We start from the raw sequence: 25,591 nt of genomic DNA, 5'->3' as shown, positions 1-25,591 counted from the left end.
TTCATGCAGCTAGATACTTTTTTACATCATCTCCATTTCTCTATCGATGAAATTATGCCGAATCATGAGGTGGACTGGAAAGACGCACCGCTTCCTTATAAATTATATCGAAATTTACCTACCATCCCGCTCTCCTTAGAAATCCCATTATCTTTACCGAACTCTTCTACTACACCTACTTTAGATGAGATTGGTCACTACCTTTGGTATTCATTTGGTGTAACACAATTATGTCAGCTAAATAGCGAGAGAAATGTATTACGAAGATCTATTCCTTCGGGTGGTGCTTTATATCCGAATGAATTGTATATCTATTTAAAGATTGACGATTACCCAGACGGCATTTACCATTATGACGCCGCGCATCACCGACTTATTTTACTTCGCGAAGGAAATTTCGATTCTTATTTGGCAGACACACTCGGTAATCGCTGTAATATAGATGATTGTTTCGGTGCTGCATTCGTATCCACTATGTTTTGGAAAAATTTCTTTAAATACAATAATTTTTCATATCGTCTTCAAGGATTAGATAGCGGGGTCCTCATTGGACAATTGCTAGAATGTGCAAAGCAATTCGGTTATACAAACGGCGTATACTTTCAATTTCTAGACCGTGCACTGAACCATTTACTCGGATTGTCAGAAGGTGAAGAAAGTGTGTATGCCGTTATTCCTTTAAGTACAGAGCCAGAAACTAATTGGTTTCACAATGATTACCGTGAAAATAAAACAGTTACTTCTCATGAGTTGTTGCAACAAATTCCGCCGCTCGCACATGAACATTTCATTCGCTCAAAACATGTAGGTGAATATCCGATGATAACAAAAATAAATGAAGCTTCTATGATCGAATCAACAGCACACTTCCAAACACTACATCATGAAGAGCACTATCAACATAATCCGTACGCTGTACAGCTACCAAAAGTAGAACGGTTATCGTATGATTTCCTACAACTTTGTAAAAAACGATATTCTCCTGATGCGGATTTTATTTTAACGAAATGGGATGCAGCTGAGCTCGCTACTTTACTACAAGAAGCGAGCCTTTCCTTCCCCTATTACAACGACCTTGACGGTAAGTATACAAATGAAAATACACGCGTCTCCTTATACGGATGTTTTTATAGCGTGAAAAATATTGAAAACGGAGCTTACGCTTATAACAGTAAAACACATTCCATACAACCAATTCGGTATGGAGACCTTCGCTACCCACTTCAGTCTAGTATGACGATGGATAACGTAAACCTTTTTCAAGTACCACTTTGCTTACATGTAGTCGGACAGAAAGATTACTATACACGTGCATTAGGCTATAGAGGATACCGTATTCACCAAATGGAAGCAGGTATACTCGTTCATAAACTCGTTTTTGCTGCAACTGCTATGGGGATGGGCGGGCATCCTTTACTTAGTTTTGATACAAATGCATGTGATCAATTGTACGGAATAGATACTGGGAATGAAACATCTCTTATTCAAGTTCCAGTTGGGGCATATCGGGCGCGGAATTGGTTAAAAGGGGCTTTGCATAGTTAAAAGCACGCCGATGGACGGCGTGCTTTTTTACTAGATTAACTTAAAAATACTCTTAATTTGTCTAGCAAATAACCAATTTTTCGTACCGTAGTTATCATTTAAACTATCTAAATTGATAGATTGTCCGTTAGCAAACTTTAATTCTAACGTAGTATTTTTGTCATTTGTTTTTAAGTTACTATTTGTAATGTCATCATACTTTAATTTTTCAATCTCAATATATTCGTCTTTTTCTTGTCCAATCACGACATGGTCTTGGAAGAAGAAAAAGACTTCTACTTTTTTACCGAAACAAAATACATTTTTCGTATAAATTAATGTCGCGTTATCAAGTCCGACACATACTTCTTTCATTTCTTCCACAACGTGTCCAAAGTCTTCTTCATGTCTTGCATTTGATTCAGCAATCCATTCTTCGATTGTTTTCATGTTAATTGCCATACTGCGCCCCCTGGTTCGTTCATTGCTTCGTTTAAAAAATAAATACTATATGAAAATATAAGCGATACGTAATATGTTTTCAAGGGGGAACGGTATATTCAAAATAAAGTGAAACTTTAATCAGTGGGGTCTTACTGCCCGCAAATAGCAGGATAAAGTTAAATTTCAAAGTAATATAAAAGGAACACCAATTTCATTAAATTTTAAACGTTTGAACGAGACATTCTTCATCATCAATTAGCTGCGCTCTCTCATCAAATTCAATGTTTAATTCTTTATATACTTTCTTCCAAAACGACACTGCTGGTACATTTTTTAGAAGTTCGATAACGAAATATTGTCCTCTTTTCTCTTCTAGTAAATTCTCAACTACTTGTTTACCGATTCCTTTTCCTTTATATTGATTCAATATGAAAATATCATTAATACCAAAATCATTTTCCTTCTTCAAAAACGGACGTTCCAGTAGTAATAAGAATCCTACAATACTATGATCAACTTTTATAAAATACGGAGTGATTCCGTCATTTTCCCAAAACATATGTAAATCTTTGTATCCAAAAAAACCATTGGCTCCGATAGTTATATTCATAGTGAACTTAGAAAGATCATGAAGATATAATGCGTACAAATTACGTAATATTTCTTTTTCTGATTCTTGAACGGTTTGAAGTGTTGCAAACATTTTTAATAATCCCCTTTCCCATCTATAACTGTTCCTCCCTCTTTATTATTCGCTAAAAAGGTTTACCTCCCTTTGCAAAAAAAATAGCACTTAAAAAGTGCTATTCCGCTCGTCTTGCCGCTTGTTGAATTGGGTCCCACACGCTGTTATATGGTGGTGCGTAACTTAAGTCGACGTCTTCTAAATCATGAATGCTCATTTTATTGAAAAGCGCCATCGCAATCACATCAATACGTTTATCTACACCTTCTTCTCCAATTACTTGCCCGCCCAATAATTGTTTCGTGTCAGAACGGTATAGTAATTTCAAATAAAGTGGTTTTGCATTTGGATAATAGCCCGCCATATTTGTAGAATCTACTTTAACTGTTTTATACGGGATGTTTAGCCCTTTCGCTTCTTTTTCATTTAAGCCTGTTCTTGCGAGCGTCAAATCCATAAATTTAATAATGCCTGTGCCTAACGTGCCTTTAAATGCTCTTCGTTTATCAAGCATATTCAGTCCAGCAAGTCGCCCTTGTTTATTGGCAGTCGTTCCGAGTGGGATATGATCATGAATTTCCTTTATAACGTGGTAATGTGTTGCGCAATCACCAGCTGCATATACGTCTTGCACATTCGTTTGCATATATGCATTTACTTCGATTGCTCCTTTATGATTCTTACGTATATTTGTCCCTTCAAGAAAATCAGTATTTGGCTTCACTCCAACCGACACTAAAACAAGATCTGCTTTATACGTACCTTTATCCGTTTCAATTGCTTCTACTCGTTCATTCCCTTTAAACGCTTTTACATTTTCATTCGTTAAAATTTCAATATTGTGTTTATCTGCTTCTTTATGTATATATTCAGCCATATCTGCATCATAAATCGTACCGATATGATCATTTCGCTCAATCATTCTTACTTTCTTACCAAGTTCGACGAATGTTTCTGCCATCTCTAGTCCGATTGCACCACCGCCAATAATCGTTACATCTTCAACTTTATTCGTTTCTAACGTTTTTAATATGCGCTCAGCATCAGGAATTGTTTTTAAAAGATGAACGCCTTGTAATTCCCGTCCTTCCCATTCTGGCATAACAGGACGCACTCCAGTCGCAATTAATAATCGATCATATGGAAATTCAAAGACATCCTTCGTCTTCGTATGCTCTGCGTACACCATTTTCTTTTCCGTATCTACTTTCGTTACTTCATGACGCACTTTCGCATCAATTCCATATTTCTCACGAAACGTCTTTACGTTGCGCGCGATTAACTTTTCAGTTGAAGCGATAGCACCACTAATGACATACGGTAATCCACACTGAGCGTACGAATAAATTTCACCTTTTTCTAAAGTTACAACATTTGCATCTTCATCGTTTCTAACAATTTGCATCGCTGCACTCATACCAGCTGCATCTCCGCCAATAATGACATAGTTCACTTTACCACTCCTTCTTTTTTACATACTCTTTACGTTTTCCATATTTTATAGAAATAACACCTACTTCCATTGTAAAGAAAGAGAATTTCATCTTCAAATTTTGTGCACAAACTTATGTATGAATAGGTACCTGTCGTGTCTTATAAACAACATGTTTAATATCCTATAACAGTAACCAGTTGAAAGTAGGTGAAACATACATGTGCGCCGGCCTTCTCGTCCAGCTTCCAGAGGAACCGATAGAACCGAAACCCGCCCTCCCGCTTGAACAGGAGTTTACCGTTAGTGTAACTTTATACAGTGCTCGTGCTTGGTTATCTGACAATGACACTTTCTCACAAACTATTTGGAAAGCTACCCGCTTCGCTTCTGCATCACATGCTCGCAAGGCCATCTTTCCAGTCGGTACTGTTAAAATTTTAAATTTTTCTGACGATACAATAACAGTTACTGCATCCTCAGAATCAGATGATGCTCTTAAAATAATCGTCCCTCCTCATTCTGAAGCTGCTTTAACGTCTAGTTCTTTATCTGATGTGCAAGCCAGTACATCAGGAGGGGCAAGTAAAGTCACATTTCTCTTTCATATCTTTTTCTCTAGGGAACCTCGTCCAGCCAAATAACGATAGAAAAGGTACAGCAATATACACTGTACCTTTTTCACGCGCTCTATTCTCTTGATTTGATTAGTTCAATATTATAAGTTTCGATATCTGTTAACTTTCCTGTAAAATAAGGATTTTCTCTATACCAAGACTGTTTTGCAAAATACACTTGCATATCTTTCGTTTGAAAAATATGTCCATGCCTTGCATATATTTCATTTCTAGCAATTTTCAACTGCTCTTTCGATAAATATGTTAAATCTGCGCTCGTTAATTTTCGAATATCACTATCAGGAAAGATGAAACCATTATATACATACTCAGTCGCGGGCGTTGGAGTAACATTATAAACAACTGGTTTTTCTGTACTTTTCTTTTGAAATGGAAGATTATAAGACGAAAGTGCCGTTACCGTCTCTACTTTTGTCGTTTCCCGTCCACTTTCTCCATTTCGTTCTAAATAAATCGTCGCACTTCCATCAGTCGCTACAGGCCCCCATGTAATTTCTTCTCCTGCCAGCGCTGTAACTGGTTTTTGATTTACGTACAATGTTGCACCAGGCGCGTTCGTTTGAACTGTAATATATTGACCTTGCAACGTTAAATCTACCGTTACGTTATTTTGGCTTTGTTTCATAAGTACAACCTTTTCCTCACGCGATAGTTTTACATAGTCATTTTTATACTCTGATTGAAACACTTGATTTCCCGGAAGAAATGGCCCATATTGCTTCTCAAACTTTTTGTCATCTGTCTTATCAATTTCTTTTCCGTTCATTTTTAACGATACGTCTTTTTCATTTGTAAGCAAAGTTGTATAGTACGTCTTCGCTTTCAATTTATATCGATCAAATATAAAGAAATACTTTCCGTCTTTCGTTAATGAAAAATCAGCTTTTTCTATTCCGTCCCGTTGTTTTTCACCTTGTCTCAAATATTGTTTTAATTCATTTACGTAAGATGGATTTTCTTTTATATATGAAAATAGAGGCGTTACGCTCTCTCTCGTTATCATAGCCGATGGATCATCTGCCGTAACGATCTCAGCTAATTTCTCTCCGTCCCTCTCTTGTAAAATCCTAATCATCCGGTCTACTTGTGCCACCTGCGTATAATACGACGATCCGTACAAATACAATCCAATAATCGCTATAACAAATAGCGCTAACAGTGTAATGCCAACTTTTACACCACCGCTCATGTTCTTCTTTACTACAGAACGTCCCCTCTTCGTCCCGCAGTTTTGACAAAATTGCACACCATCTTCAAACTGAATTCCGCACTTTGTACATACATTCATCCAGTCAACCACCTTTTCATTAGAAGCCAGTTATTCCCTGTGTTAAGGCTTGAATTATCGTGCTAATGTAAGACCAAAGTACAATGAATGTTGCAATTCCAATTAAAACATTTGCAATAATAAGTGTGTAAACGAGATCTAATCCGCCATTGTCTAGCTTTAATACGGCTACAGTTATACTAATCCCTATATAAGTTGCAGCTACGGATAATAATATCGGTAAGAAAAAGATTAATAAGAAACTAAAAAGAAAAGAAAGGACTAATATGACAATAGCCGGCGTCGCTATCGTTCCCCATATACCGAATACTTCAAGAAACGAAAAAGATGATTTCATCATCTTACCACTTACAAAAATAATAAATCCGACAAATAAAGTTAAAATTAATAAAAAGAAAAAGACCGTTATAGATTCTACAAAAAACGTGGGAGTAGATATATCTGGTGCAAATGTTCTCGTAACTGCTGATGCTGCACTCATCATTCTATAAAAAATACATGCTCCTAAAAAACAAATAAGAACAAGACTTACAATTCCATTTCGTACTTCAATAGCGCCGCTTTGCATAATCGCTGTCGGTGCTTGTAATGCATGTTTAAAAAATTGAAAATAGCCGCTCGCAAACCGCTTCGCTTGCTCTACCGTTTCATTTTGCCGAGCTTCCTTTGCTTGTTCCGGCCCTTCTTCTTGGCCACTACTTGCCACTACTTCTTCCGTTAACGAATGTCCACAATTCCCGCAAAATTTTGCCTCCGCTGCATTTTCTGTATGACATGACGGACATTTCATTCTCTTATCCCTCCTTAAGGATATACCGTATAGGGTGTTACAAATTCAATATATGAATTTGTACATAAAACATGACTACAAGAAAAAGATTCTGAAATCCTTCTTCCGAAAGAAAATATATGTGCTAGTAATCTTGAAAAAAAATGCTATTATGAAACAGAATAAATAATATTTTTAACAGATTGGATGACTGGCAATGGAATTGGTAAACTCAATTTTTCAAATACTCCTTACAAGCGTAATCCAATTATTATCTTTAATTGGCGTTATCATTGTAATTGGATTTCTATTAGGCTATTTAGAATCTCTCACACGGATGTATTGGTCGAGAGCTTTTGGACGAAAAGGATTCCTATTAACGGCTTGGATCGGTGTTCCTATTCACGAACTTGGACATGCCATTATGTGCGTGCTGTTCCGTCATAAGATTGTAGCAACGCAGTTCTTCCCGACAGATACAAGTCAAGGGGCTTTAGGTTACGTACAACATCAATACAATCAAAAAAGTGTATATCAACGAATTGGGAACTTCTTCATTGGAATTGGTCCTATTATTTCTGGTATTACTGCGTTAATCCTTTTAATGCGCTATTTCGTACCGAATTCATATTTCTTATTTAATACAACTCTCGAAAAAACAATCGCTTCTACTTCTATTAATATAGAAATGGTTCAAAACATGCTCTTGTCGACGTTTGTATTATTGAAAAGCTTATTTACAATAAGTAATTTATTGAATCCTTCCTTTTGGCTATTTTTATTTATCGCCATTTGTATTTCTGCACATATCGCTTTAAGTAAACCAGACATTAAAGGATCAATAGACGGTGTTGTCGTCATGTTTATCGTGTTATTTTTATTCAACATAATAGCAGGACTGTTTCAATACGACAGTAATCAGCTAATTGGACAGGTTATGAAATATAATATTTATCTCATTGCGTTTTCTAGTGTGGCACTGCTGTTCTCTTGTCTTTCTACACTCGTTAGTTTTTCGTTTTATAAAATAAGAAGAGGGCGTTCTTTTTGAACGCCCTCTTCTTATTAATTATTCCCCTTATAATCACAATGCTCAACCGGAACGCGAGCATGCCCTTCTTCATCGGTACACCATGACTGTGATTGGAATGCAAGAAAGATACCAATCCATTCTTCTTCCTTTTCGAAGTGAATGAGTATTCCTCCGTCTTGCCATATGCCATCATCACCTTGCCATTTTTCTACATTCCCTTGATTCATATGAATATCATGTATACCGTTTCCTGGTTTGAAATGAAAATAGGAATCTGGTGTATTTTCTTCTGGTCCCCATCTTTCACCAAACGCGTAAATAATTGCTTTTTCTTCTATTGCTCGTTTTATATAACGTTCTATTTTTTCATTTAAATCATTATCTGCTCCTGCTTTTTCGGGAGGCAAAGGAATCATTTGATTTGAGTCAAATAGATTTCCTCTTACATAATCTAAAGCTACTTTCGGTTCATTGTTTTTTATTTCTGTAAAACCGAATGGTAATGTCGGTAAAATATGAATCGCCTCTGACTTAATATTGTTACTCGCAAAATATAAAACTTCTGACGGATAGCTTTGCGATTTTACGTTAATTGCAATACGATAATTTACTCCTGTCTCGCCCTGTAAATGAACTTGATAATGAGGTGTTTTCCCTTTTCCAATCTTTGATTGTATAACTGTACCTTTTAACACACCGTAGTTTTTTAGGGGCATACATTTCATCTCCTATTCATTTAGTAGAAGCTATTCATATTTAAATCATTATCCACTCATAAAAAAAATCCTCCTATGTTAGGAGGATTTTTAATTTCTCAACATATACCAAACAATAACCTCTACCACTACAAGTAAAACCGCACCAAAGATCATTAACGTCGTCTTCTTTAATAGTTCATTTTCACGGTAAGGAATATTACATAAGTAAGCACCTAGTGTAATCCGTGATGGACAAGCGATTGTCGCTACTGATGATGCAGTGTTTTGAAGTGTTGTGACATATTGCCACGGGAGTGCTACGTTTTGTGCGGTTTGCATTTGTAGTTTTATAAACATTGCATTTGATCCTGCGTTACTACCTGTTAAAAATCCACCAATAGCGCCAATAAACGGGGCAACGAAAACGAAAAAAGTTCCAAACGTTTCACCAGCGGTTTTTGCAAGTAATAAATGCATACCAGATGCACCCATTAGTTCTGAAATGGCGATAAACATTGTCGTCGTAATCGCAAATGGAATCCATTGTTTTATCGTTTGCGAGAGTGATTGTTTAATAATATGAGATGGTATCCGGAAGAAAATAATAGTAAATAAGCAAGTCATACCGAGCCAAAATCCTGGTGAATACAGCATTTCTAATTTGTAAGAGTATGATTTTAAATCAAGGACTGCATATGATCTGAACAAGTCATGTAATGCAGGAACGAGGCGAGAAAGTAAAATACAAACTGTTAGAAATATATAAGGGCTAATAATTTTTAGAATAGATACTTCTCTTTCCGTTGCAGCCGCATGTTCTGTTATAAGATTTTGCCCACTTTTTCCTTTTAATTTAATGATAAAAAAGCCAAAGGTAATCGTAACGATAGAACTTAATATCCCGGCTAGTTCAACACTTACGTACGCATTAGAAAGATAGATTCCGAGAGAAAATAATAGAAAGAACCCTACTCCTTCTTTCCACTTTTCTATAACCGCTTGCCAGCCGCCAACAACGTGTAAAGAAAGAATAACGAAGTAAGCAAACATCGGAATACTTAATAGCGCTGTATTTGTGCCAAGTGTTGTAAGAGGCATATTTATTAGCTGCGAACCGATAATCGTACCAGTTGCCATTGCGCCCCATGAACTAGCTAGTAAGCCGATGAATGAGAGTAGTACAGCTTGAAATGGTTTATATCCTAGTGAAAGAAAAATAGGTGCTGCAACCATGAAGCCAATACCGAATCCACTTACTGATTCAATAAGCGGGCAAATGCCAAAACACATAAGCAGCATTTGTAATAAGCGATCCTGAGTAACTGCTTCTAGAAAACGTGCTACTTGATCGATGTACCCCATTTTGTTCATGAGGTGAAATAAAAAAATACCGAAAAATAAAACGTACCCGACAATAAAACAAATTAACCATCCTTTAATCGTTGCGTGCACAGTTTCACTTATCCCTAATTGAAACATTGGCGAGAGTAAAACGATTCCAACAGACACAGCATAAGAAATTAACGAGGACCTTAATGACGTTTGTTTAAATAAAAATAAACAAATGAAAATCATCATAATTGGGATAAGTGCCAACAATATGGCCATGTTATCATCTCATTTCGTTTAAAATACAATTTTTAACTATTATATAACAGATACTATAATTTTCAATTGTTTTTACAACAGATTTAAAAAAGGAACCAAACGGCTCCTTTTCATTCACTCCCATTTTCTATTATCCTGAAAAACGGTCTGCTTTCCGACTATTTCTTTCAACACAACAAACACAATGTAAGTACATATTGCTTGCAATATAATATTCCAAAATTTCATTAATGTAAATGAATGAATCCGTAGAAATAATTCGTTTAATAATACAATCGAAACGATACTAAATAATTCTATACTAATCGAAAATAGACATATTTCTAAAATAGACTGTTCTTGAATGCGATTTAAGTTGGAAAAGATAAATACATATCCTAAAAATAGAGCCATTAACTCTATTTTCGTCATGCTAATGAGCCAAGCGTATAGTGGTACAGTTAAAAGAAGATATAGTAATTTCCGTCTTAGCATGTCTTCTCACCCTCTAAATTATATGTATTTTCTGTATATTTTAACATTTATTACGCAAAACAAAAAGAAGAGACTACGCCTCTTCTTTTTGTTTTGTTGCATATATTAATTCACATATTTCTTCTTGCTTTTCATTTTCTAAAAGCTCAATGATCTTACTTCCAACGACAACTCCGTCGCATATTGTAACCATTTCTTCTACATGTTCTTTTGTTGAAATACCGAACCCTGCCACTATCGGTAAATGCGTATGTGATTTTACTTTTTCTAAGTAACTATGAATCTCACCTTTAAAGTTTTGACGTACTCCTGTTACGCCCGCTACTGTAACTGCGTAAACAAATCCTTTTGATTCACTCGTAATTTTTTCGATTCGCTCAATTGGGCTCGTGATGGTAACGAGTGGAATTAGCGCAACGTTTGCCTCTCGAAGGAGCGGTGCAATAATGTCTTGTTCTTCATATGGTAGGTCTGGAACGATGATGCCGTCTACCCCTGCTTCTATACAGTTTTCGATGAATCGTTCTTTTCCGAATGCAAGTACTGGATTTAAATATGTCATGAGTACAAACGGAATTTGCACTTCTTTCCTTACCTCTATTAATGCTTGAAAAATACCTTTTACTGTTACACCGCTATCTAGCGCTCGTTTCCCTGCTCTTTGAATCGTTGGACCGTCTGCGACTGGATCCGAAAAAGGAATGCCGATTTCAACGATGCTCGCTCCTGCTTCATCTAAAAAACGAATTCTTTCTTTTAATTTTTCAAAGCCGCCATCTCCGCCCATTACGTACGGAATAAATGCTTTCTTGCCATTTTCAAACGCTGCTTTAATTTTTTCTACTCCCATTTTTTACACCTCTTCCATATAACGTTTTATACTCTCTACATCTTTATCACCACGGCCAGATAAACAAATAACAAGTCCTTCATCTTCCTTCATTTTCGGAGCTAATTTTAATGCATATGCGACAGCATGTGAACTTTCTAGCGCCGGGATAATGCCTTCTTTTTTCGTTAATAATTGAAATGCTTCTAATGCTTCTTCGTCTGTTATCGAATGATAAGAAACGCGGCCAATATCTTTTAGCAAGCTATGTTCTGGACCAACACCTGGATAATCAAGTCCTGCTGAAATAGAGTGTGCTTCTTGAATTTGTCCTTCTTCGTTTTGCAGAAGATACATCATTGATCCATGTAAAACACCGACGCTTCCTTTCGTTAAAGTTGCTGCATGCTGTTCTGTATGAACGCCTTTTCCAGCTGCTTCTACGCCGTAAAGAGCAACTTCTTCATCGTGTACGAACGGATAAAACATCCCCATTGCATTACTACCACCTCCAATACAAGCAACGACTGCTTCTGGTAACTTTCCTTCTAACGCCTCATATTGTTTTTTCGTTTCATTTCCAATTACACTTTGGAAATCACGTACAATTTGCGGGAATGGATGTGGTCCGAGAACAGATCCCATAATGTAGTGCGTATCATGCACATGTGAAACCCAGTAACGAAGCGCCTCGTTTACCGCATCTTTTAATGTACCACTACCTGCCGCTACACTTTCTACTTTCGCTCCGAGTAATTCCATTCGGAACACATTTAATTTTTGACGTCTTACATCTTCTTCTCCCATAAAAATGACGCATTCTAATCCGAGAAGAGCACATACAGTAGCTGTTGCAACTCCGTGTTGTCCAGCTCCTGTTTCAGCGACAACTTTTTTCTTGCCCATTCGCACTGCAAGTAGTGCCTGACCGATTGTATTGTTAATTTTATGAGCTCCTGTATGATTCAAATCTTCACGTTTTAAATAAATCTTTGCACCTCCGCAATACTTCGTCAGATTTTCAGCGAAATAAAGCGGTGTTTCTCTTCCGACGTACGTTTTTAAATAATGATTTAATTCCTTTTGAAATGCCTCATCTTGCATCGCTTCTTTATATGCTTCTTCTAGTTCTAGTACAGATTGCATTAACGTTTCTGGAACGTATCGTCCTCCGTATATACCGTAATGTCCTTTTTCATCTGGATATGCGTAGTTCATTTGGAACACTCCTTCGCTTTTATAATAAATTGTTTTATTTTCTCTACATCTTTCTTTCCTTCTGTCTCTACTCCGCTGCTCACATCGACCATATAAGGCCGAACAGTTCGAATCGCTTCTTCTATATTAAGAGCGTTTAATCCACCAGCTAATATCGTTTTCTCTCGCAACTCTTCTGGCATATGCACAAGTAGTTCCCATGAAAATTTCTTCCCATTTCCTCCGTGAAACTTTTCTTTCGGGCTATCAAACAATATATAATCCGTTTCATATGTTTGAGCATTTTTCATATCACTTTCTGAAGTTACTCCTAGTGATTTTATAGACGGAATATTCAATCTTCTAATTTGATAATTATCTTCATCTCCATGTAGTTGTACATGTGTTAACCCACACTCATCTGCAATTTTCTGGATCACTTCTACTGATTCATTTACGAAAACACCGATTTTTAACACGTTGGCTGGAAGCTCCTGAATGATTTCTTTCGCTCTCTTTGGAGTGATTTTCCGTTTACTTTCCGCAAAAACAAATCCGAGTGCATCTGCGCCATATTCACACGCACTTTTCGCTGTTTCCACATCAGTGATGCCGCAAATTTTTACTTTCATATATTCACCTTACAATCTTCAAAAAAACTACTAATAGAAGATGATGTCATAAGCGCCTCTCCAACTAATACACCTTTGGCTCCAGCTCTTTTAACACGAATAATATCTTCTTTTGAATGAATGCCACTTTCACTAATCCAAAGTAATTTCTCCTCATTCAATCTTTTTCCAAGCTTTTCAGTTTGGCTTAAATCTACTTCGAACGTTTTTAAATTACGATTATTAATGCCAATAACGTGCGGATTTAATACAATCGCAGTTTCTAATTCCTGTTCATCATGAACTTCAACAATCGCTTCCAATCCTTTTTCTAACACGTAGCTATACAACTCTTTTAACTTCTCTTTCGTTAACGCTGCTACGATTAGTAAAATAATATCTGCTCCCGCTTCATACGCTCTATCGATTTGAATCTTATCGATTATGAAATCTTTACATAAAAGCGGAATGTTACTTTCTTCTCTTGCTGTTTGTAAATCGTGAAACGATCCTTTAAAAAATTGACCATCTGTTAAAACAGATACTGCTCCTGCACCACATTTCTCATATGTTCCCACTTGTTTTCGTACGTCAACGTGTAAATTGATATCTCCTTTTGATGGTGATGCTCGCTTTACTTCTGCAATGACAGTAAACTGCTGTAACGCTTCTACAAGTGAATGTGTCTTTCTTTTTGTTTTTACTGGTGTATATATTTCATATAACTCCGCAACTTCCTTTTTCTTCTGTTCTACAATTTTATCTAAAATCGTCCCCACTTTAGTTCACCCTTTCTAATTTTTCGTTGCTTGCTACAATTAATAAGTTTAATTTGGCTAATGCTTTTCCAGAGTCAATGCTATGTGCCGCGAGTTTAATTCCTTCTTCAATCGTTTCCGTTTTTCCATTTGCGAAAAGAGCTAGACCTGCATTTAATAAAACTGTATCACGATAAACACTCTTTTCTCCGCTCAATACTTCAAGCGTAATCTTTGCATTTTCTTTTGAATTCCCCCCTCTAATTTCTTCATTTTTCACTCTTGAAAAACCATACTTTTCTGGATCAATACTCATTTCTACTATTTCATTATCTTTTAAAAGGACTACGTGATTTTCCCCTTGTAATGATGCTTCATCTAAAAAACCACTTCCATTTACGACAAGCGCTTGTTTCCGGCCTAACTTTTGTAATACTTGTGCAACTGGTAATAACATATCTCGTTTATAAATACCGACAAATTGTGTTTCTAAATTCACTGGATTTGTTAAAGGGCCAATTAAGTTAAAGATCGTCGGCACGTTTAACTCTTTTCTTATTTTCATAATGCGCCTTAGTGCTGGATGCATCGCTGGTGCAAATAAAAATGCAATACCTACATGCTCTAGTAAATAATCAATTTCGTTTGGCGTACTACTAATATTTACACCTAGTTCTTCTAATAAGTCTGCACTTCCTGTTTTACTAGAAACAGCACGATTACCATGTTTTGCAACCTTTACACCTGCTCCTGCCAGTACGAATGCTGATGTTGTGCTAATATTAAACGTTTGAGCACCATCACCACCCGTCCCGCAATTGTCCATTGCTCCTTGTATATGGTTCGAAAACGGCAATGCCTTTTCGCGAAGAGCTCGAACGAGACCGTATATTTCTTCTGCAGTTTCACCTTTCGCTTTCAGTAAGACTAAGAAAGCTGCAATTTCACTTTCTAATATGTTTTCACTTAATAAAAGTAGTCCTGCTTTATACATTTCCTCTTCTGTTAAATGTTGACCCTCCACTAATTTACGAAGATAGTTGTTCATACTCTTTCCTCCTCTTTTACTTCTGTTAAAAAGGCACGGATTAACTTTCCGCCTTCTTCTGTTGCGATTGATTCCGGATGAAACTGTAATCCGAAGAGCGGATAATAATTGTGACGGACTGCCATTATTTCTCCGTCGTCCATCGCTGTCGCTAATATGTCAAAGCACTTTGGCAAGCTCGTTTGCTCTGCAACAAGGGAATGATAGCGCATCGCCGTTAGGGGCTGTGTAACATATGAAAAGATTGACGTTCCGTTATGTTTCACACGCGATGTTTTTCCGTGTTTAATACGCTCTGCTCTAACAATGTCTCCTCCAAATGCAGATATGATCGCTTGGTGGCCAAGACAAATCCCTAATATGGGAACGTTCTTATAAAAATGACGGATGACGTCGATACAAATGCCAGCATCCTCTGGTTTTCCTGGTCCTGGTGAAAGTACAATTCCTCTTGGATTCATCTCTTCTAACTGTTCTATCGTTATTTCATCATTTCTTACAACTACAATTTCTTCTTCATGTTCGCCTAACAGTTGATACAAGTTATATGTGAACGAATCGTAATTATCAATAAGTACAATCATTTCATTACCTCCAAAAGCGCTCTCGCTTTATTTAATGTTTCTTCATATTCAGCTACTGGATCTGAATCGTAAACGACTCCTGCTCCTGCCTGAACGTATGCTTTTTCATCCTTTACGACCATCGTTCGAATGGCGAGCGCCATATCAAGATTTCCTGAAAAACTAACGTATCCAACTGCACCAGCGTATACATTTCTTTTTTCATTCTCTAGTTCATTTATAATTTCCATCGCTCTAATTTTCGGAGCTCCAGAAACCGTCCCTGCTGGTAAGCAATACGCTAACGCATCAAATCCGCCCATTTGTTTTCGCAATGTTCCGTAAACTTCAGATACAATGTGCATAACGTGAGAGTATTTTTCTACTTTCATATATTTATCTATCGTAACCGAGCCGATTTCGCTCACTCTACCAATATCGTTTCGCCCAAGATCTACAAGCATCATATGCTCTGCTCGCTCTTTCTCATTGCCTAACAGTTCTTTTGCGATTTCCTCATCTTCCCTCTTCGTTTTCCCCCTCGGCCTTGTACCAGCAATTGGATTCGTCATCACTTTATCCTCCCTTACTGATAGTAAACTTTCCGGCGAAGAACCGAGTACAACATAATCTTGAAAATCGATATAGAACATATATGGTGATGGATTTGCAATTCGAAGTTTTCGGTATAACCCGAATGGATCCCCAATACATTCACTTTGTAAACGCTGTGATAATACGACTTGGAATATGTCTCCTGCTCTTATATATTCTTTCGCAATTTCTACCATCTCACAAAACTCTTTTTCCGTTATAGAAGAAGTAAATGATAATGTGGATTGTATTGCATTTACTTCAGCTTCTTCTCCTTGTAGCACTTCCTCTTTGTATACTCGCAGCCTTTCGTATACTTCTTCATAATCTGCTGAATCATCTTGCTTGCATACATATACAAACGACAACTTTTGGCGTAAATGATCGTAAACGATAAACTCACGATATAGTAAAAGGTGTACTTCTGGAATATTTAATGGGTCGTGTAAATCCGCTCCAATGTTTTCATACTGCCGAATGACATCATACCCAATATAACCAACTGCTCCTCCGCAAAATGGAAATGGACTGTCTACTTGTGATGGTGCAATTACTTCTTCTAACACTTGTAGTACGTTACCTTGTAACTTTTCTGCGCGGCCGTAAATCGTTCGTTCCACTCCCGTACCAACGCTTTTCACTTCTCCATAAGGATTACATCCCAAGTAAGAATAACGCCCTTTATCTTGATGAAGCTGTGAACTTTCTAATAAGAATTTCTTCTTCCCTTTCATACGTCTATATAAAGAAATTGGCGTAATGCTATCTCCTTCTTCTTCAGTGATTACTAAAAATGTCTTTCTCTCTCTTTTTTGTTTTATAAATTCTTCTTTCGTCATCATGTCCTTCACCTCGCTCTGAAAAATAAAAAAGTCCTCTACATATCGAAAATATGTAGAGGACGATAAATATACCGCGGTACCACCTCGTGTTGGATGCAAAAGCATCCCGCTTTGTTCAGGTACAAAATTTATACCTTATCCTTGTAACGGCGGAACCCGGGTTGCCTACTGAAAATAATTGTTCAGCATACCTCTCGTAAGCCCATTCCGTATATGGCACCGTACCGGGCTCCCACCTATTCCCGGCTCTCTGTAACGTCTCCAATATACGTACTCTTCTTACTTAAACGATTTCATTTATTTAATTTTTTATACACAAAAAGGGAGTACTCATCCTATTGAAAGGACGGGTACTCCCGTGGTGCCACCTTAATTCGTTACAAATGTAACGCACTTTACCGTATCAAAAACAATACGTGTCTCTTGTATCGATGAGATCATGTCGCCAAAGCCTACTTCTTTCGTTTCGGTTTGGAAGCTCCGAAGCCCATTCCACATCAATTCCATACTGATTCGCACCAACCATCAGCTCTCTGACATGTTCATCATGTGTACTCTTCTTCATCAACGCTTGCATTTTTTTTAAGTTGCACTCATTATAGACCTGACTTTTTTCACAAGTCAATACTTTTTCAAAAATTTTATTTTTCTTTCCTTTCAATATTATATTGACAAAACAACCTCTTTTTATGTAAATATAATAAATACTCTATTAAAAATAAGGTTTTTTGTATGAATATTATATATTAAAAAAGTAAAATGACATCAAAAAACGCTTACATTTCTGAAAATTCGTATTTCTATATGGATTTTTCAGAATAATCATGATAGATTATAAAGTGAAACTTTAATCAGTAGGGGTTTGTTCATCCCACTGATTATTAGTTAAATCAATCGGGCATTTACGGGCAGTTGCTCTCCCACCTAACTTCCTTGCCCAGCCAATTTTAAGGTGGGAGTTTTACTGCCCGTTTATGCGGGATAAATATGCATAACGCATCAAAAGACATGACAAAAGGAAGGGGAACTTCATGAGTACGCAGATGTTAACTTTAACTTCAATCTCTATTTACATGCTCGGGATGTTAGTAATCGGCTATTTCGCCTATAAACGAACGTCCAACTTAACAGATTATATGCTTGGCGGGCGTACACTAGGCCCCGCAGTAACGGCATTAAGTGCTGGAGCATCCGATATGAGTGGTTGGCTTTTAATGGGATTACCAGGTGCAATGTTTAGCGTTGGATTAAGTAGTAGTTGGATTGCGATCGGCCTAACACTAGGCGCATACGCAAACTGGCTTTATGTTGCTCCTCGCTTACGTACCTACTCAGAAATTGCAAATAACTCTATTACTATTCCAGAATTTTTGGAACACCGTTTCCACGACAAATCTCATATGCTACGTTTAGTATCTGGACTTGTTATTATGATTTTCTTTACTTTCTATGTAGCTTCAGGATTAGTTTCAGGCGCTGTATTATTTGAAAATTCATTTGGTATGAACTACCACGTTGGATTATTCATTGTTGCAGGCGTTGTTGTAGCTTACACATTATTTGGTGGGTTCTTAGCAGTAAGTTGGACAGACTTCGTGCAAGGAATCATTATGGTAGTCGCTCTTATTCTTGTTCCTATCGTAACAATTATGAATTCGAATGGACTTGGACCTGCATTTGATACAATCCGCTCTGTAGATCCAACACGTTTAGATATTTTTAAAGGTGCCTCTACTTTAGGAATGATTTCTTTATTCGCATGGGGGCTTGGTTATGTTGGACAACCTCATATTATCGTACGCTTTATGGCGATTTCGTCCGTAAAAGAACTGAAAAGCGCACGAAGAATTGGTATGAGCTGGATGATTTTTTCTGTTGTCGGAGCTATGTTTACTGGTCTTATCGGTATTGCTTACTACTCACAACAAGAGTTGACATTATCTAATCCAGAGACAATTTTCCTTGAACTTGGGAAAATTTTATTCCATCCACTTATTACTGGATTTTTATTAGCAGCCATTCTAGCAGCGATTATGAGTACAATTTCATCACAGCTACTCGTTACTTCTAGTGCTGTAACTGAAGATTTATATCGTACATTCTTCAAACGTTCTGCATCTGATAAAGAACTTGTATTTGTCGGTCGTATGGCTGTACTTGTTATTGCATTAGTTGGGTGCGCATTAGCGTTTAAACAAAATGATACGATTTTAGCTCTTGTTGGATACGCTTGGGCTGGATTTGGTTCTTCATTCGGACCTGCTATTTTATTAAGCTTATATTGGAAACGTATGACGAAGTGGGGCGCACTTGCCGGTATGATTTCTGGTGCCGCTACTGTTATTATATGGACTCAATTCAAATTCTTAAAAGATTTCTTATATGAAATGATTCCAGGTTTCGCTATTAGTTTACTAGCCATCGTAATTGTTAGTTTACTAACACAACCTTCAAAAGAAGTTAAAGAGCAATTTGAGGATTTCGAAAAACAACATCGTCATAATTTATAAAAAAATCTCTGCTGTTATCATAACAGCAGAGATTTTTTACAGTTCGACAATCTTTTTATCAAATTTAACAAATTCTTTATGTTTCGTTAAATTTAACATAACACTACTCCTTTATAGTATGAGTATCAGCACTTATACAGAAAGGGGACTCCAACATGTTAGCAGCTTTCCAGCAACAACAAACACGAAAATTTTCACCTATCACAAATACTTCTGCGTCTTGTTTAAACATGCAACCTAACCCGCCTAAAATTTCAATTGCTCCTTCTGTTATTTCAGTCATCGGTGTTCATATGGAAAAACATAAATTAAAAATAAAAACGGGACAAAACATTGTGTTATCAGCTTCCATTTTACCAATACAAGCAACGAATAAAGAGCTTATTTGGTCAAATATGAATTCTGATATCATCACCATATATCCAAAAGGTGACACCGTGACGATTACTGGAAAAAGTGCAGGTAAAGCAGTCGTAATTGTCACAACTGCTGAAGGCAAATTTCGTGACCTATGTGTCATTCATGTACAACCTTATATGACAAATCCAAAGTAAAAGAGTGGCTTCGTAGCCACTCTTTTACTTGATTTCAATATTTTAGTTTTTACTTTTTACAAGGTTAATAAAAAAAGATGAAGATTTATCTTGTTTATGATGGTTGAAATTCGAAATTGCCTGTTCTTCTGTATAAAAATTTGATGTAACTTCTTTCCCTGCTTCATCTATACTATGTTGCCTAACGCATCCTTTTAATACAAAATAACATTTTAACGGAACATTTCCTTGTCTTAGGAGCACTGTTCCTTTTTTATATTCTTCAATTTGTAATTCCCTGAGGATCATTTGCTGCTCTTCTTCACTTAGTGTTGTAAATCTATTCATATACTTCTTTAATATCTCTTCCATTTTCCTCCCCCTTCTACGCCCGCATTTCTATAAAACAAAAAGAGAAGTATCATAACTTCTCTTTTCTCCCCTAACACTATAATTCCTGTGTATACACTGGCTCGTTTACGACATTTTTTGCTGTTCGCTTTTGTTGCTGCATTAAGAAAACAGATACACCAAACAATACGAGCATGCTACCGATCATTTGCATTGCATTTAATTTTTCTCCAAGTAAGAAGAACGCAAGTATAGATGCTCCAACAGGTTCTCCTAAAATACTCATTGAAATTGTCGTTGCATTTACATAATTTAATAGCCAGTTATTAATTACATGTGACACTGTCGGCACAACCGCAAGTAAAAGAAAAACAGTCCAATCCCACTTCGTATAACCTGTAAAGGGTACTTGTAATATAACATTATAAATCCCCATAAAAAGACCTGCGAACGCAAAGACTGTAAAGCTATAAATCCAGTGCGATACTTTCTTCACTGTCGTTTGCCCGATAAATAAATAACCGACAACCGCTATTACACTTAGAAAGGATAATATGTCACCATAAATTGCTTGCTTACTTAAACCTAAATCTCCCCAACCAATGCACATTACTCCTAAAATAGCGATTCCCATCGTTGCAATGGCTGAATATGTTGTTCTTTCTTTAAATAGAAAAAAACCTCCAACTAAAGATACGATTGGTTGAAGTGCCAAAATAATTGTTGAACTAGCAACTGTTGTATGCTTTAAAGATTCAAACCATAAAAGAAAATGCAGTGCTAAAAAGAAACCAGATCCAATTAAAAAGCCCCAATCTTTCATTTGAATCCTATTAAATTCCTCTCTTTTTTTCCATACGATAGGCAGCATAATAAGTACGATAATCCATAAGCGGTACATACTTAATATTGAAGATGGTGCTGAGGACATCTTTACAAAAACTGCTGCAAAGGAAATGGCAATTATAGAAATTGCTAATGGTAGTGCGATTGATTTTTCTTGTTTCAAATCCTGTCTCCCCTCTCACCTGTCAAAAATCCCACTTCATTATATCCGTTTTCTTTCGCAACTTAAATACTAATTTTTTAGATTCTTCGTACCATTATGGTAAAATAGAAATTAAGGCACCAATTAGTGAATATTTCTTTCCTTTTCACTACAAGCGTCGCTCTTACAATCGTTACAGTAAATTTTTATTTAGGGGGATCTACATGAGTCAAACAATAGGGAGAATTGAAGAAATTTCATTTTATAGCGCATCACTTCAAGAAGATGTTACACTTCTCGTTTATTTACCAGTAAATTACACACCACTGCACAAACATACAGTTGTAATTGCACAAGATGGTAGAGATTATTTTCAGCTTGGTAAAGCGCACCGTGTAATTGAGCGCCTTCGTGAAACCGAAGAAATTGACCGTACAATTATTGTCGGTATTCCATATAAAAATGTACATGATCGTAAAGAAAAATATTTCCCAAATGAAGTAAAAAATGCTGCATATATTCGTTTCCTTGCTCATGAACTTGCACCATATATTGATGAAAATTATCCAACGTACCAAATGGGAAAAGGTCGTGTTTTAATTGGTGATTCTCTTGGCGGAACAGTTTCCTTTATGACTGCACTTATGTATCCGCATACATTCGGTAAAGTCGTTATGCAATCACCATTTGTGGATGAGACAGTGATGAACTTAGCAAAAGAATTCAAAGATCCACAGGCGTTAGAACTGTATCACGTCATCGGTACAGAAGAAACGGCTGTAAAGCGTACTGATGGACAAGTATCTGATTTCGTAGGGCCGAACCGTGAGTTAAATACGCTTCTTACAGATAGAAACTTCATCACGCATTATGAGGAATTTGAAGGCAATCATACTTGGAAATATTGGCAGACTGATTTACCGAAAGCCTTCTCTCATATTCTATCAATGAAATAATAGAGAGCAGTATTCAGAATAATTTGATATAATAGATAAAGAGATTTATTTATCTCAAAATCTAACTAGACTTACAAAGGGAGGAATTGGAACATGAAATTAGGCATTGTAATTTTTCCATCTAAAATGATTCAAGATAAAGCGAACGGATTGCGTAAACGTTATGACCCGCACTACGCATTAGTTCCGCCACATATTACATTGAAAACACCCTTTGAGGCGCAAGATGAACAATTAGAGTCGATTGTAAACGAGTTACATACAATCGCAAGTAAAACGAACCCTTTCACCCTTCATGTTGGGAAAGTTGGTTCATTCGCACCTGTTAATAACGTCCTTTACTTTAAAGTAGAAAAAACACCTGAACTTACTTTCTTAAATGAAGAAATGCATAGCGGGTTATTCACGCAAGAACGCGAATATGCTTTCGTACCTCATTTAACAATCGGACAAGGCTTATCAGATGCAGAGCATGCTGATGTGTTGGGCCGATTACGTATGAAAGATTTCTATTACGAACAACCAATTGATCGTTTCCATCTTCTATATCAATTAGAAAATGGAACATGGACTGTACACGAAACATTCCGTCTTGGAAAGGGGAACAACTAATTTGCACGCACAGATTGTACAAACGGACGAACAACTAAGAGATGCATTCTCTGTACGTAAACAAGTGTTTGTAAATGAACAACGTGTCTCTGCTGAAGAAGAGTACGATGAGTTTGAAGAAACTTCAACACACGTTGTTATATATGACAATGATGTTCCAGTTGGTGCTGGACGTTTTCGCACCCTTGATGGTATAGGAAAAATGGAACGCATTTGCGTGCTAAATTCCCATCGTAAAAAAGGCATCGGAAAAATTATTATGGATTCGCTTGAAGCGTATGCAAAAGAAAATTCGCTACCGAAATTGAAACTTCACGCTCAAACACATGCTGAAGATTTCTATAAAAAACTTGGATATGTAACAAGTTCTGATGTATTTATGGAAGCAAATATCCCGCACGTCGTAATGATAAAAGAATTGTAATTTGAAAGCAGGAGGTGACCCCTCCTGTTTTTTTACATTGCTATTTTCTTTTTCTTCCGCTAAAGTTAAATGTTGATGCTATAGTTTTGAAGGTGAACATATGACACAAGAAAAATTTTCACAAAAATCGTTAACACACGCTGATATTCCGCGTGCGACATATCATATTCCGAAAACATCTACCCATTTAATTATGGAAGAAGATGTAGATGCGGCTTATTTCCGCGCTCTCGAGCAACAAAATGTTTTTTTAAACGAAAAACAATTAGAAGCCGTGCGTACAACAGAAGGTCCTGTTCTTACACTAGCTGGTGCCGGAAGCGGGAAAACATCTGTTTTAACAACTCGCGTTGGTTATTTAGTAAATGTAAAACAAGTTCATCCACGAAATATTTTATTACTTACATTTACACAAAAAGCAGCTGAAGAAATACGAAGTCGTGTTGCGAAGTTACCGGGTATGAATCATGCAGCAAGTAGCTATGTTGTTGCTGGTACATTCCACTCTGTTTTCTTAAAATTGCTTCGTAGCCAAGGTTATAATCAGCAAATTTTAGCAAATGAAAAACATAAACAAATTATGATAAAGAAAATCTTAAAAGAATTGCGTTTAAAAGACGATTATGATGCTGAAACGATGCTCGCGATGATTTCACTTGAGAAAAACAAATTAAATCGTCCGAAAGATGTAAAAGCGAAAACACCAGTCGAACAAGAATTTAAAGAAGTATACGAACGTTTTGAAGAGGTAAAACAAAGATACAATTATATTGATTTCGATGACATCTTATTGGAAACATATTATATGTTAGAAAATAATGCTCCTTTACTAACTCAATTACAACAACGTTTTCACTACATTGAAGTAGATGAGTTTCAAGATACATCGTATGCACAATATGAAATCGTAAAATTGTTAGCCACGCCAAGAAATAATTTATTTATCGCAGGTGATGACGACCAGGCGATATACGGCTGGCGAGGAGCAAGTCACCAAATTATTTTATCTTTTCCCAAAGAATTTGATAACACAACAATCATTGCACTAAATACGAATTATCGATCCAATCCCTTTATCGTCGGGCTTGGAAATGAAGTTATAAAATTAAATCAAGAACGTTTTGATAAAGAGCTATACTCTGTTCGTGAGGAAGGTGTACAACCTTTTTATGCAAGACCTGCTACGACTCTTGATGAAGCAAATCAAATTTTGCAGCTTATTCAAGAAAAAGTAGAGAGTGGTGAACGTAACTTTAAAGATTTTTGTTTACTGTATCGCACACATTCTGTAAGTCGTTCGTTACTTGATCAGCTTACCATTCATAAAATCCCGTTTATTAAACACGGAGCGAGCCAATCATTTTATGAACATTCTTTAATTAAGCCTGTATTAGATCATTTAAGACTCGTGATTGAGCCGTTTCGACTAGAATCACTTTCAAACATATTGCCGACGATGTATATCGGACGTGATGATTGTATTTCATTTATTGAACGTGAACAATGGAAATATGGTGAGGGGCGCTTCCCTTCTCTTCTTCATTTCTTACTATTAAATCCAAGCTTAAAACCTTTTCAAGTGAAAAAGGTAAATGAGCGCATCGATTTTATTAAGTTTATTAAAGAATTAGAACCGAAAAAAGCATTAAAAGAAATCATTCATGGTAAAGGAAAATATTTAGAGTACTTACAAAGTAACGATCGTTCTTCCTTTACAATGCATAAAGACATACAAGAAGAAATGTTGGAAGAATTAATGGAGTCTGCAACTCGTTTCACCGATATTCCAGCTTATTTACAATTTATCGACGAGGCGATTCAAGGTCAAAAAGAAATGGAAGCATTAAAAACAATGCCGCAAAAAGATGCCGTTTCACTTATGTCAATTCATAACGCAAAAGGCCTTGAATTTCCATGTGTCTTTTTACTTGGAGCGAGTGATGGAATCCTGCCTCATACTTCTTCTTTAAAAGATGCAAATGATCGTGTTACGGAAACTTCTGAAGCGTTAGAAGAAGAACGCCGATTACTTTATGTTGCCATTACACGTGCGAAAGAAGAACTTTACATTTCTTCTCCGCAATTTTTCAGAGGAAAGAAATTAGATATATCTCGTTTTTTATATACTGTGCGAAAAGATTTACCTGAAAAGACATCCACTAAATAAGGATGTCTTTTTTTA

At 36.5% G+C, this 25,591-nt stretch carries 25 protein-coding genes, 1 pseudogene and 2 other annotated features; of the genes and pseudogenes, 9 read left to right on the top strand and 17 right to left on the bottom strand.

Translation table 11 applies throughout. The annotated features are described in order from the left end of the window. The first annotated feature begins 3 nt into the window (after positions 1–3). On the top strand, positions 4–1,545 hold the full coding sequence (locus HFD78_RS02265) for a SagB family peptide dehydrogenase (RefSeq protein ID WP_001175532.1): 1,542 nt from the start codon (positions 4–6) through the stop codon (positions 1,543–1,545). Positions 1,546–1,575: 30 nt separating this feature from the next. Here HFD78_RS02265 and HFD78_RS02260 read toward each other — a convergent pair whose 3' ends face one another. The 3 genes from HFD78_RS02260 to HFD78_RS02250 all read right to left on the bottom strand — a co-directional run bounded on the left by HFD78_RS02260 (position 1,576) and on the right by HFD78_RS02250 (position 4,106). Next, positions 1,576–1,986 carry a DUF3908 family protein gene (locus HFD78_RS02260; protein WP_000996781.1) on the bottom strand — a complete coding sequence of 137 codons (411 nt, stop codon included), beginning with the start codon at positions 1,984–1,986 and terminating at the stop codon, positions 1,576–1,578. Positions 1,987–2,182: 196 nt separating this feature from the next. After that, complete coding sequence (locus HFD78_RS02255; protein WP_000458343.1) at positions 2,183–2,671, bottom strand: GNAT family N-acetyltransferase; 489 nt, start codon at positions 2,669–2,671, stop codon at positions 2,183–2,185. Between the two features lie 100 nt (positions 2,672–2,771). After that, positions 2,772–4,106: a CoA-disulfide reductase gene (locus tag HFD78_RS02250; RefSeq protein ID WP_001110198.1), complete on the bottom strand. Its 1,335-nt coding sequence runs from the start codon at positions 4,104–4,106 to the stop codon at positions 2,772–2,774. Between the two features lie 200 nt (positions 4,107–4,306). Here HFD78_RS02250 and HFD78_RS02245 point away from each other — a divergent pair, with 200 nt between their 5' ends. Then, a complete protein-coding gene (locus HFD78_RS02245) occupies positions 4,307–4,729 on the top strand; it encodes a hypothetical protein (RefSeq protein WP_000332420.1) in 423 nt (140 codons plus the stop codon). 46 nt (positions 4,730–4,775) lie between these two features. Here the strand turns inward: HFD78_RS02245 and HFD78_RS02240 are convergent, their stop codons facing one another. Both HFD78_RS02240 and HFD78_RS02235 read right to left on the bottom strand, forming a co-directional pair. Further along, entirely contained in the window at positions 4,776–6,011 is a 1,236-nt protein-coding gene (locus HFD78_RS02240) for a TcaA 3rd/4th domain-containing protein (protein WP_001099913.1), read from the bottom strand. A 19-nt stretch (positions 6,012–6,030) separates the two neighbouring features. Next, positions 6,031–6,801, bottom strand: a complete 771-nt coding sequence (locus HFD78_RS02235) for a zinc ribbon domain-containing protein (protein ID WP_000650085.1) — start codon at positions 6,799–6,801, stop codon at positions 6,031–6,033. A 196-nt stretch (positions 6,802–6,997) separates the two neighbouring features. On the opposite strand from HFD78_RS02235, the gene HFD78_RS02230 reads away from it, so the two are divergent. Next, entirely contained in the window at positions 6,998–7,831 is an 834-nt protein-coding gene (locus tag HFD78_RS02230; protein ID WP_000424533.1) for a hypothetical protein, read from the top strand. Between the two features lie 14 nt (positions 7,832–7,845). On the opposite strand, the gene HFD78_RS02225 is transcribed toward HFD78_RS02230, so the two are convergent. From HFD78_RS02225 to trpE, 10 genes are all read right to left on the bottom strand, one after another. Continuing rightward, entirely contained in the window at positions 7,846–8,529 is a 684-nt protein-coding gene (locus HFD78_RS02225) for a DUF2278 family protein (protein ID WP_001128613.1), read from the bottom strand. A 90-nt stretch (positions 8,530–8,619) separates the two neighbouring features. Further along, positions 8,620–10,119, bottom strand: a complete 1,500-nt coding sequence (locus tag HFD78_RS02220) for an L-lactate permease (protein ID WP_000996245.1) — start codon at positions 10,117–10,119, stop codon at positions 8,620–8,622. Between the two features lie 114 nt (positions 10,120–10,233). Continuing rightward, complete coding sequence (locus HFD78_RS02215; RefSeq protein WP_000946151.1) at positions 10,234–10,593, bottom strand: DUF4029 domain-containing protein; 360 nt, start codon at positions 10,591–10,593, stop codon at positions 10,234–10,236. A 73-nt stretch (positions 10,594–10,666) separates the two neighbouring features. Next, on the bottom strand, positions 10,667–11,443 hold the full coding sequence (trpA, locus tag HFD78_RS02210; protein ID WP_000537813.1) for a tryptophan synthase subunit alpha: 777 nt from the start codon (positions 11,441–11,443) through the stop codon (positions 10,667–10,669). Positions 11,444–11,446: 3 nt separating this feature from the next. After that, positions 11,447–12,640 (bottom strand): tryptophan synthase subunit beta, encoded by a 1,194-nt coding sequence (trpB, locus tag HFD78_RS02205; protein WP_001105019.1) that lies wholly within the window; start codon positions 12,638–12,640, stop codon positions 11,447–11,449. Next, positions 12,637–13,251, bottom strand: a complete 615-nt coding sequence (locus HFD78_RS02200; protein WP_000865146.1) for a phosphoribosylanthranilate isomerase — start codon at positions 13,249–13,251, stop codon at positions 12,637–12,639. The genes trpB and HFD78_RS02200 overlap by 4 nt, the downstream gene beginning before the upstream one ends. Then, entirely contained in the window at positions 13,248–14,009 is a 762-nt protein-coding gene (trpC, locus tag HFD78_RS02195; protein WP_000536699.1) for an indole-3-glycerol phosphate synthase TrpC, read from the bottom strand. Before trpC ends, HFD78_RS02200 begins: the two co-directional genes overlap by 4 nt. 1 nt (position 14,010) lies before the next feature. Continuing rightward, positions 14,011–15,036: an anthranilate phosphoribosyltransferase gene (gene trpD / locus HFD78_RS02190; protein ID WP_001067362.1), complete on the bottom strand. Its 1,026-nt coding sequence runs from the start codon at positions 15,034–15,036 to the stop codon at positions 14,011–14,013. Next, complete coding sequence (locus tag HFD78_RS02185; RefSeq protein WP_000636321.1) at positions 15,033–15,620, bottom strand: aminodeoxychorismate/anthranilate synthase component II; 588 nt, start codon at positions 15,618–15,620, stop codon at positions 15,033–15,035. The genes trpD and HFD78_RS02185 overlap by 4 nt, the downstream gene beginning before the upstream one ends. Next, the gene (gene trpE, locus HFD78_RS02180) at positions 15,617–17,035 is read right to left on the bottom strand and encodes an anthranilate synthase component I (RefSeq protein ID WP_002100838.1); all 1,419 of its coding nucleotides are present in this window, start codon (positions 17,033–17,035) and stop codon (positions 15,617–15,619) included. Before trpE ends, HFD78_RS02185 begins: the two co-directional genes overlap by 4 nt. Positions 17,036–17,087: 52 nt before the next feature. Beyond that, positions 17,088–17,332: a binding site (T-box leader), on the bottom strand. Positions 17,333–17,374: 42 nt separating this feature from the next. Further along, positions 17,375–17,612, bottom strand: a binding site (T-box leader). A 454-nt stretch (positions 17,613–18,066) separates the two neighbouring features. Here trpE and putP point away from each other — a divergent pair. Together putP and HFD78_RS02170 are read left to right on the top strand one after the other, a co-directional pair. Beyond that, positions 18,067–19,545 carry a sodium/proline symporter PutP gene (gene putP / locus HFD78_RS02175; RefSeq protein WP_000107211.1) on the top strand — a complete coding sequence of 493 codons (1,479 nt, stop codon included), beginning with the start codon at positions 18,067–18,069 and terminating at the stop codon, positions 19,543–19,545. Between the two features lie 155 nt (positions 19,546–19,700). Next, positions 19,701–20,099, top strand: a complete 399-nt coding sequence (locus tag HFD78_RS02170; protein WP_000878734.1) for an Ig-like domain-containing protein — start codon at positions 19,701–19,703, stop codon at positions 20,097–20,099. Positions 20,100–20,177: 78 nt separating this feature from the next. On the opposite strand, the pseudogene HFD78_RS02165 reads toward HFD78_RS02170, so the two are convergent. Both HFD78_RS02165 and HFD78_RS02160 read right to left on the bottom strand, forming a co-directional pair. Then, a pseudogene (locus HFD78_RS02165) lies at positions 20,178–20,450 on the bottom strand (Crp/Fnr family transcriptional regulator); the annotation flags it as partial. Positions 20,451–20,526: 76 nt separating this feature from the next. Continuing rightward, the gene (locus HFD78_RS02160; RefSeq protein WP_000806941.1) at positions 20,527–21,438 is read right to left on the bottom strand and encodes a DMT family transporter; all 912 of its coding nucleotides are present in this window, start codon (positions 21,436–21,438) and stop codon (positions 20,527–20,529) included. Between the two features lie 203 nt (positions 21,439–21,641). On the opposite strand from HFD78_RS02160, the gene HFD78_RS02155 reads away from it, so the two are divergent. From HFD78_RS02155 to HFD78_RS02140, 4 genes are all read left to right on the top strand, one after another. Then, entirely contained in the window at positions 21,642–22,373 is a 732-nt protein-coding gene (locus HFD78_RS02155) for an alpha/beta hydrolase (RefSeq protein ID WP_000084013.1), read from the top strand. A 93-nt stretch (positions 22,374–22,466) separates the two neighbouring features. After that, on the top strand, positions 22,467–22,985 hold the full coding sequence (locus HFD78_RS02150) for a YjcG family protein (protein WP_000765863.1): 519 nt from the start codon (positions 22,467–22,469) through the stop codon (positions 22,983–22,985). Position 22,986: 1 nt separating this feature from the next. Beyond that, complete coding sequence (locus tag HFD78_RS02145; RefSeq protein ID WP_000543306.1) at positions 22,987–23,409, top strand: GNAT family N-acetyltransferase; 423 nt, start codon at positions 22,987–22,989, stop codon at positions 23,407–23,409. A 100-nt stretch (positions 23,410–23,509) separates the two neighbouring features. Next, entirely contained in the window at positions 23,510–25,576 is a 2,067-nt protein-coding gene (locus HFD78_RS02140) for an ATP-dependent helicase (RefSeq protein ID WP_000191204.1), read from the top strand. Positions 25,577–25,591: the final 15 nt, after the last annotated feature.

The organism is Bacillus sp. EKM501B, from assembly GCF_011800505.1.
GTDB lineage: Bacteria > Bacillota > Bacilli > Bacillales > Bacillaceae_G > Bacillus_A > Bacillus_A cereus.
Note: the sequence above shows the minus strand (reverse complement) of the source record. Positions and strands in the feature narration are given on the sequence as shown.

Bases quoted from the DNA above. Each gene is read 5' to 3' on its own strand.
- HFD78_RS02215 (WP_000946151.1), bottom strand. From the start codon at position 10,593: ATGCTAAGACGGAAATTACTATATCTTCTTTTAACTGTACCACTATAC.
- HFD78_RS02155 (WP_000084013.1), top strand. From the start codon at position 21,642: ATGAGTCAAACAATAGGGAGAATTGAAGAAATTTCATTTTATAGCGCA.
- HFD78_RS02265 (WP_001175532.1), top strand. From the start codon at position 4: ATGCAGCTAGATACTTTTTTACATCATCTCCATTTCTCTATCGATGAA.
- HFD78_RS02220 (WP_000996245.1), bottom strand. From the start codon at position 10,119: ATGGCCATATTGTTGGCACTTATCCCAATTATGATGATTTTCATTTGT.
- HFD78_RS02225 (WP_001128613.1), bottom strand. From the start codon at position 8,529: ATGCCCCTAAAAAACTACGGTGTGTTAAAAGGTACAGTTATACAATCA.
- HFD78_RS02200 (WP_000865146.1), bottom strand. From the start codon at position 13,251: ATGAAAGTAAAAATTTGCGGCATCACTGATGTGGAAACAGCGAAAAGT.
- HFD78_RS02185 (WP_000636321.1), bottom strand. From the start codon at position 15,620: ATGATTGTACTTATTGATAATTACGATTCGTTCACATATAACTTGTAT.
- HFD78_RS02140 (WP_000191204.1), top strand. From the start codon at position 23,510: ATGACACAAGAAAAATTTTCACAAAAATCGTTAACACACGCTGATATT.
- HFD78_RS02255 (WP_000458343.1), bottom strand. From the start codon at position 2,671: ATGTTTGCAACACTTCAAACCGTTCAAGAATCAGAAAAAGAAATATTA.
- trpB (WP_001105019.1), bottom strand. From the start codon at position 12,640: ATGAACTACGCATATCCAGATGAAAAAGGACATTACGGTATATACGGA.
- HFD78_RS02150 (WP_000765863.1), top strand. From the start codon at position 22,467: ATGAAATTAGGCATTGTAATTTTTCCATCTAAAATGATTCAAGATAAA.
- trpD (WP_001067362.1), bottom strand. From the start codon at position 15,036: ATGAACAACTATCTTCGTAAATTAGTGGAGGGTCAACATTTAACAGAA.
- HFD78_RS02260 (WP_000996781.1), bottom strand. From the start codon at position 1,986: ATGGCAATTAACATGAAAACAATCGAAGAATGGATTGCTGAATCAAAT.
- trpE (WP_002100838.1), bottom strand. From the start codon at position 17,035: ATGATGACGAAAGAAGAATTTATAAAACAAAAAAGAGAGAGAAAGACA.
- HFD78_RS02245 (WP_000332420.1), top strand. From the start codon at position 4,307: ATGTGCGCCGGCCTTCTCGTCCAGCTTCCAGAGGAACCGATAGAACCG.
- HFD78_RS02235 (WP_000650085.1), bottom strand. From the start codon at position 6,801: ATGAAATGTCCGTCATGTCATACAGAAAATGCAGCGGAGGCAAAATTT.
- HFD78_RS02170 (WP_000878734.1), top strand. From the start codon at position 19,701: ATGTTAGCAGCTTTCCAGCAACAACAAACACGAAAATTTTCACCTATC.
- putP (WP_000107211.1), top strand. From the start codon at position 18,067: ATGAGTACGCAGATGTTAACTTTAACTTCAATCTCTATTTACATGCTC.
- HFD78_RS02240 (WP_001099913.1), bottom strand. From the start codon at position 6,011: ATGAATGTATGTACAAAGTGCGGAATTCAGTTTGAAGATGGTGTGCAA.
- trpA (WP_000537813.1), bottom strand. From the start codon at position 11,443: ATGGGAGTAGAAAAAATTAAAGCAGCGTTTGAAAATGGCAAGAAAGCA.
- HFD78_RS02230 (WP_000424533.1), top strand. From the start codon at position 6,998: ATGGAATTGGTAAACTCAATTTTTCAAATACTCCTTACAAGCGTAATC.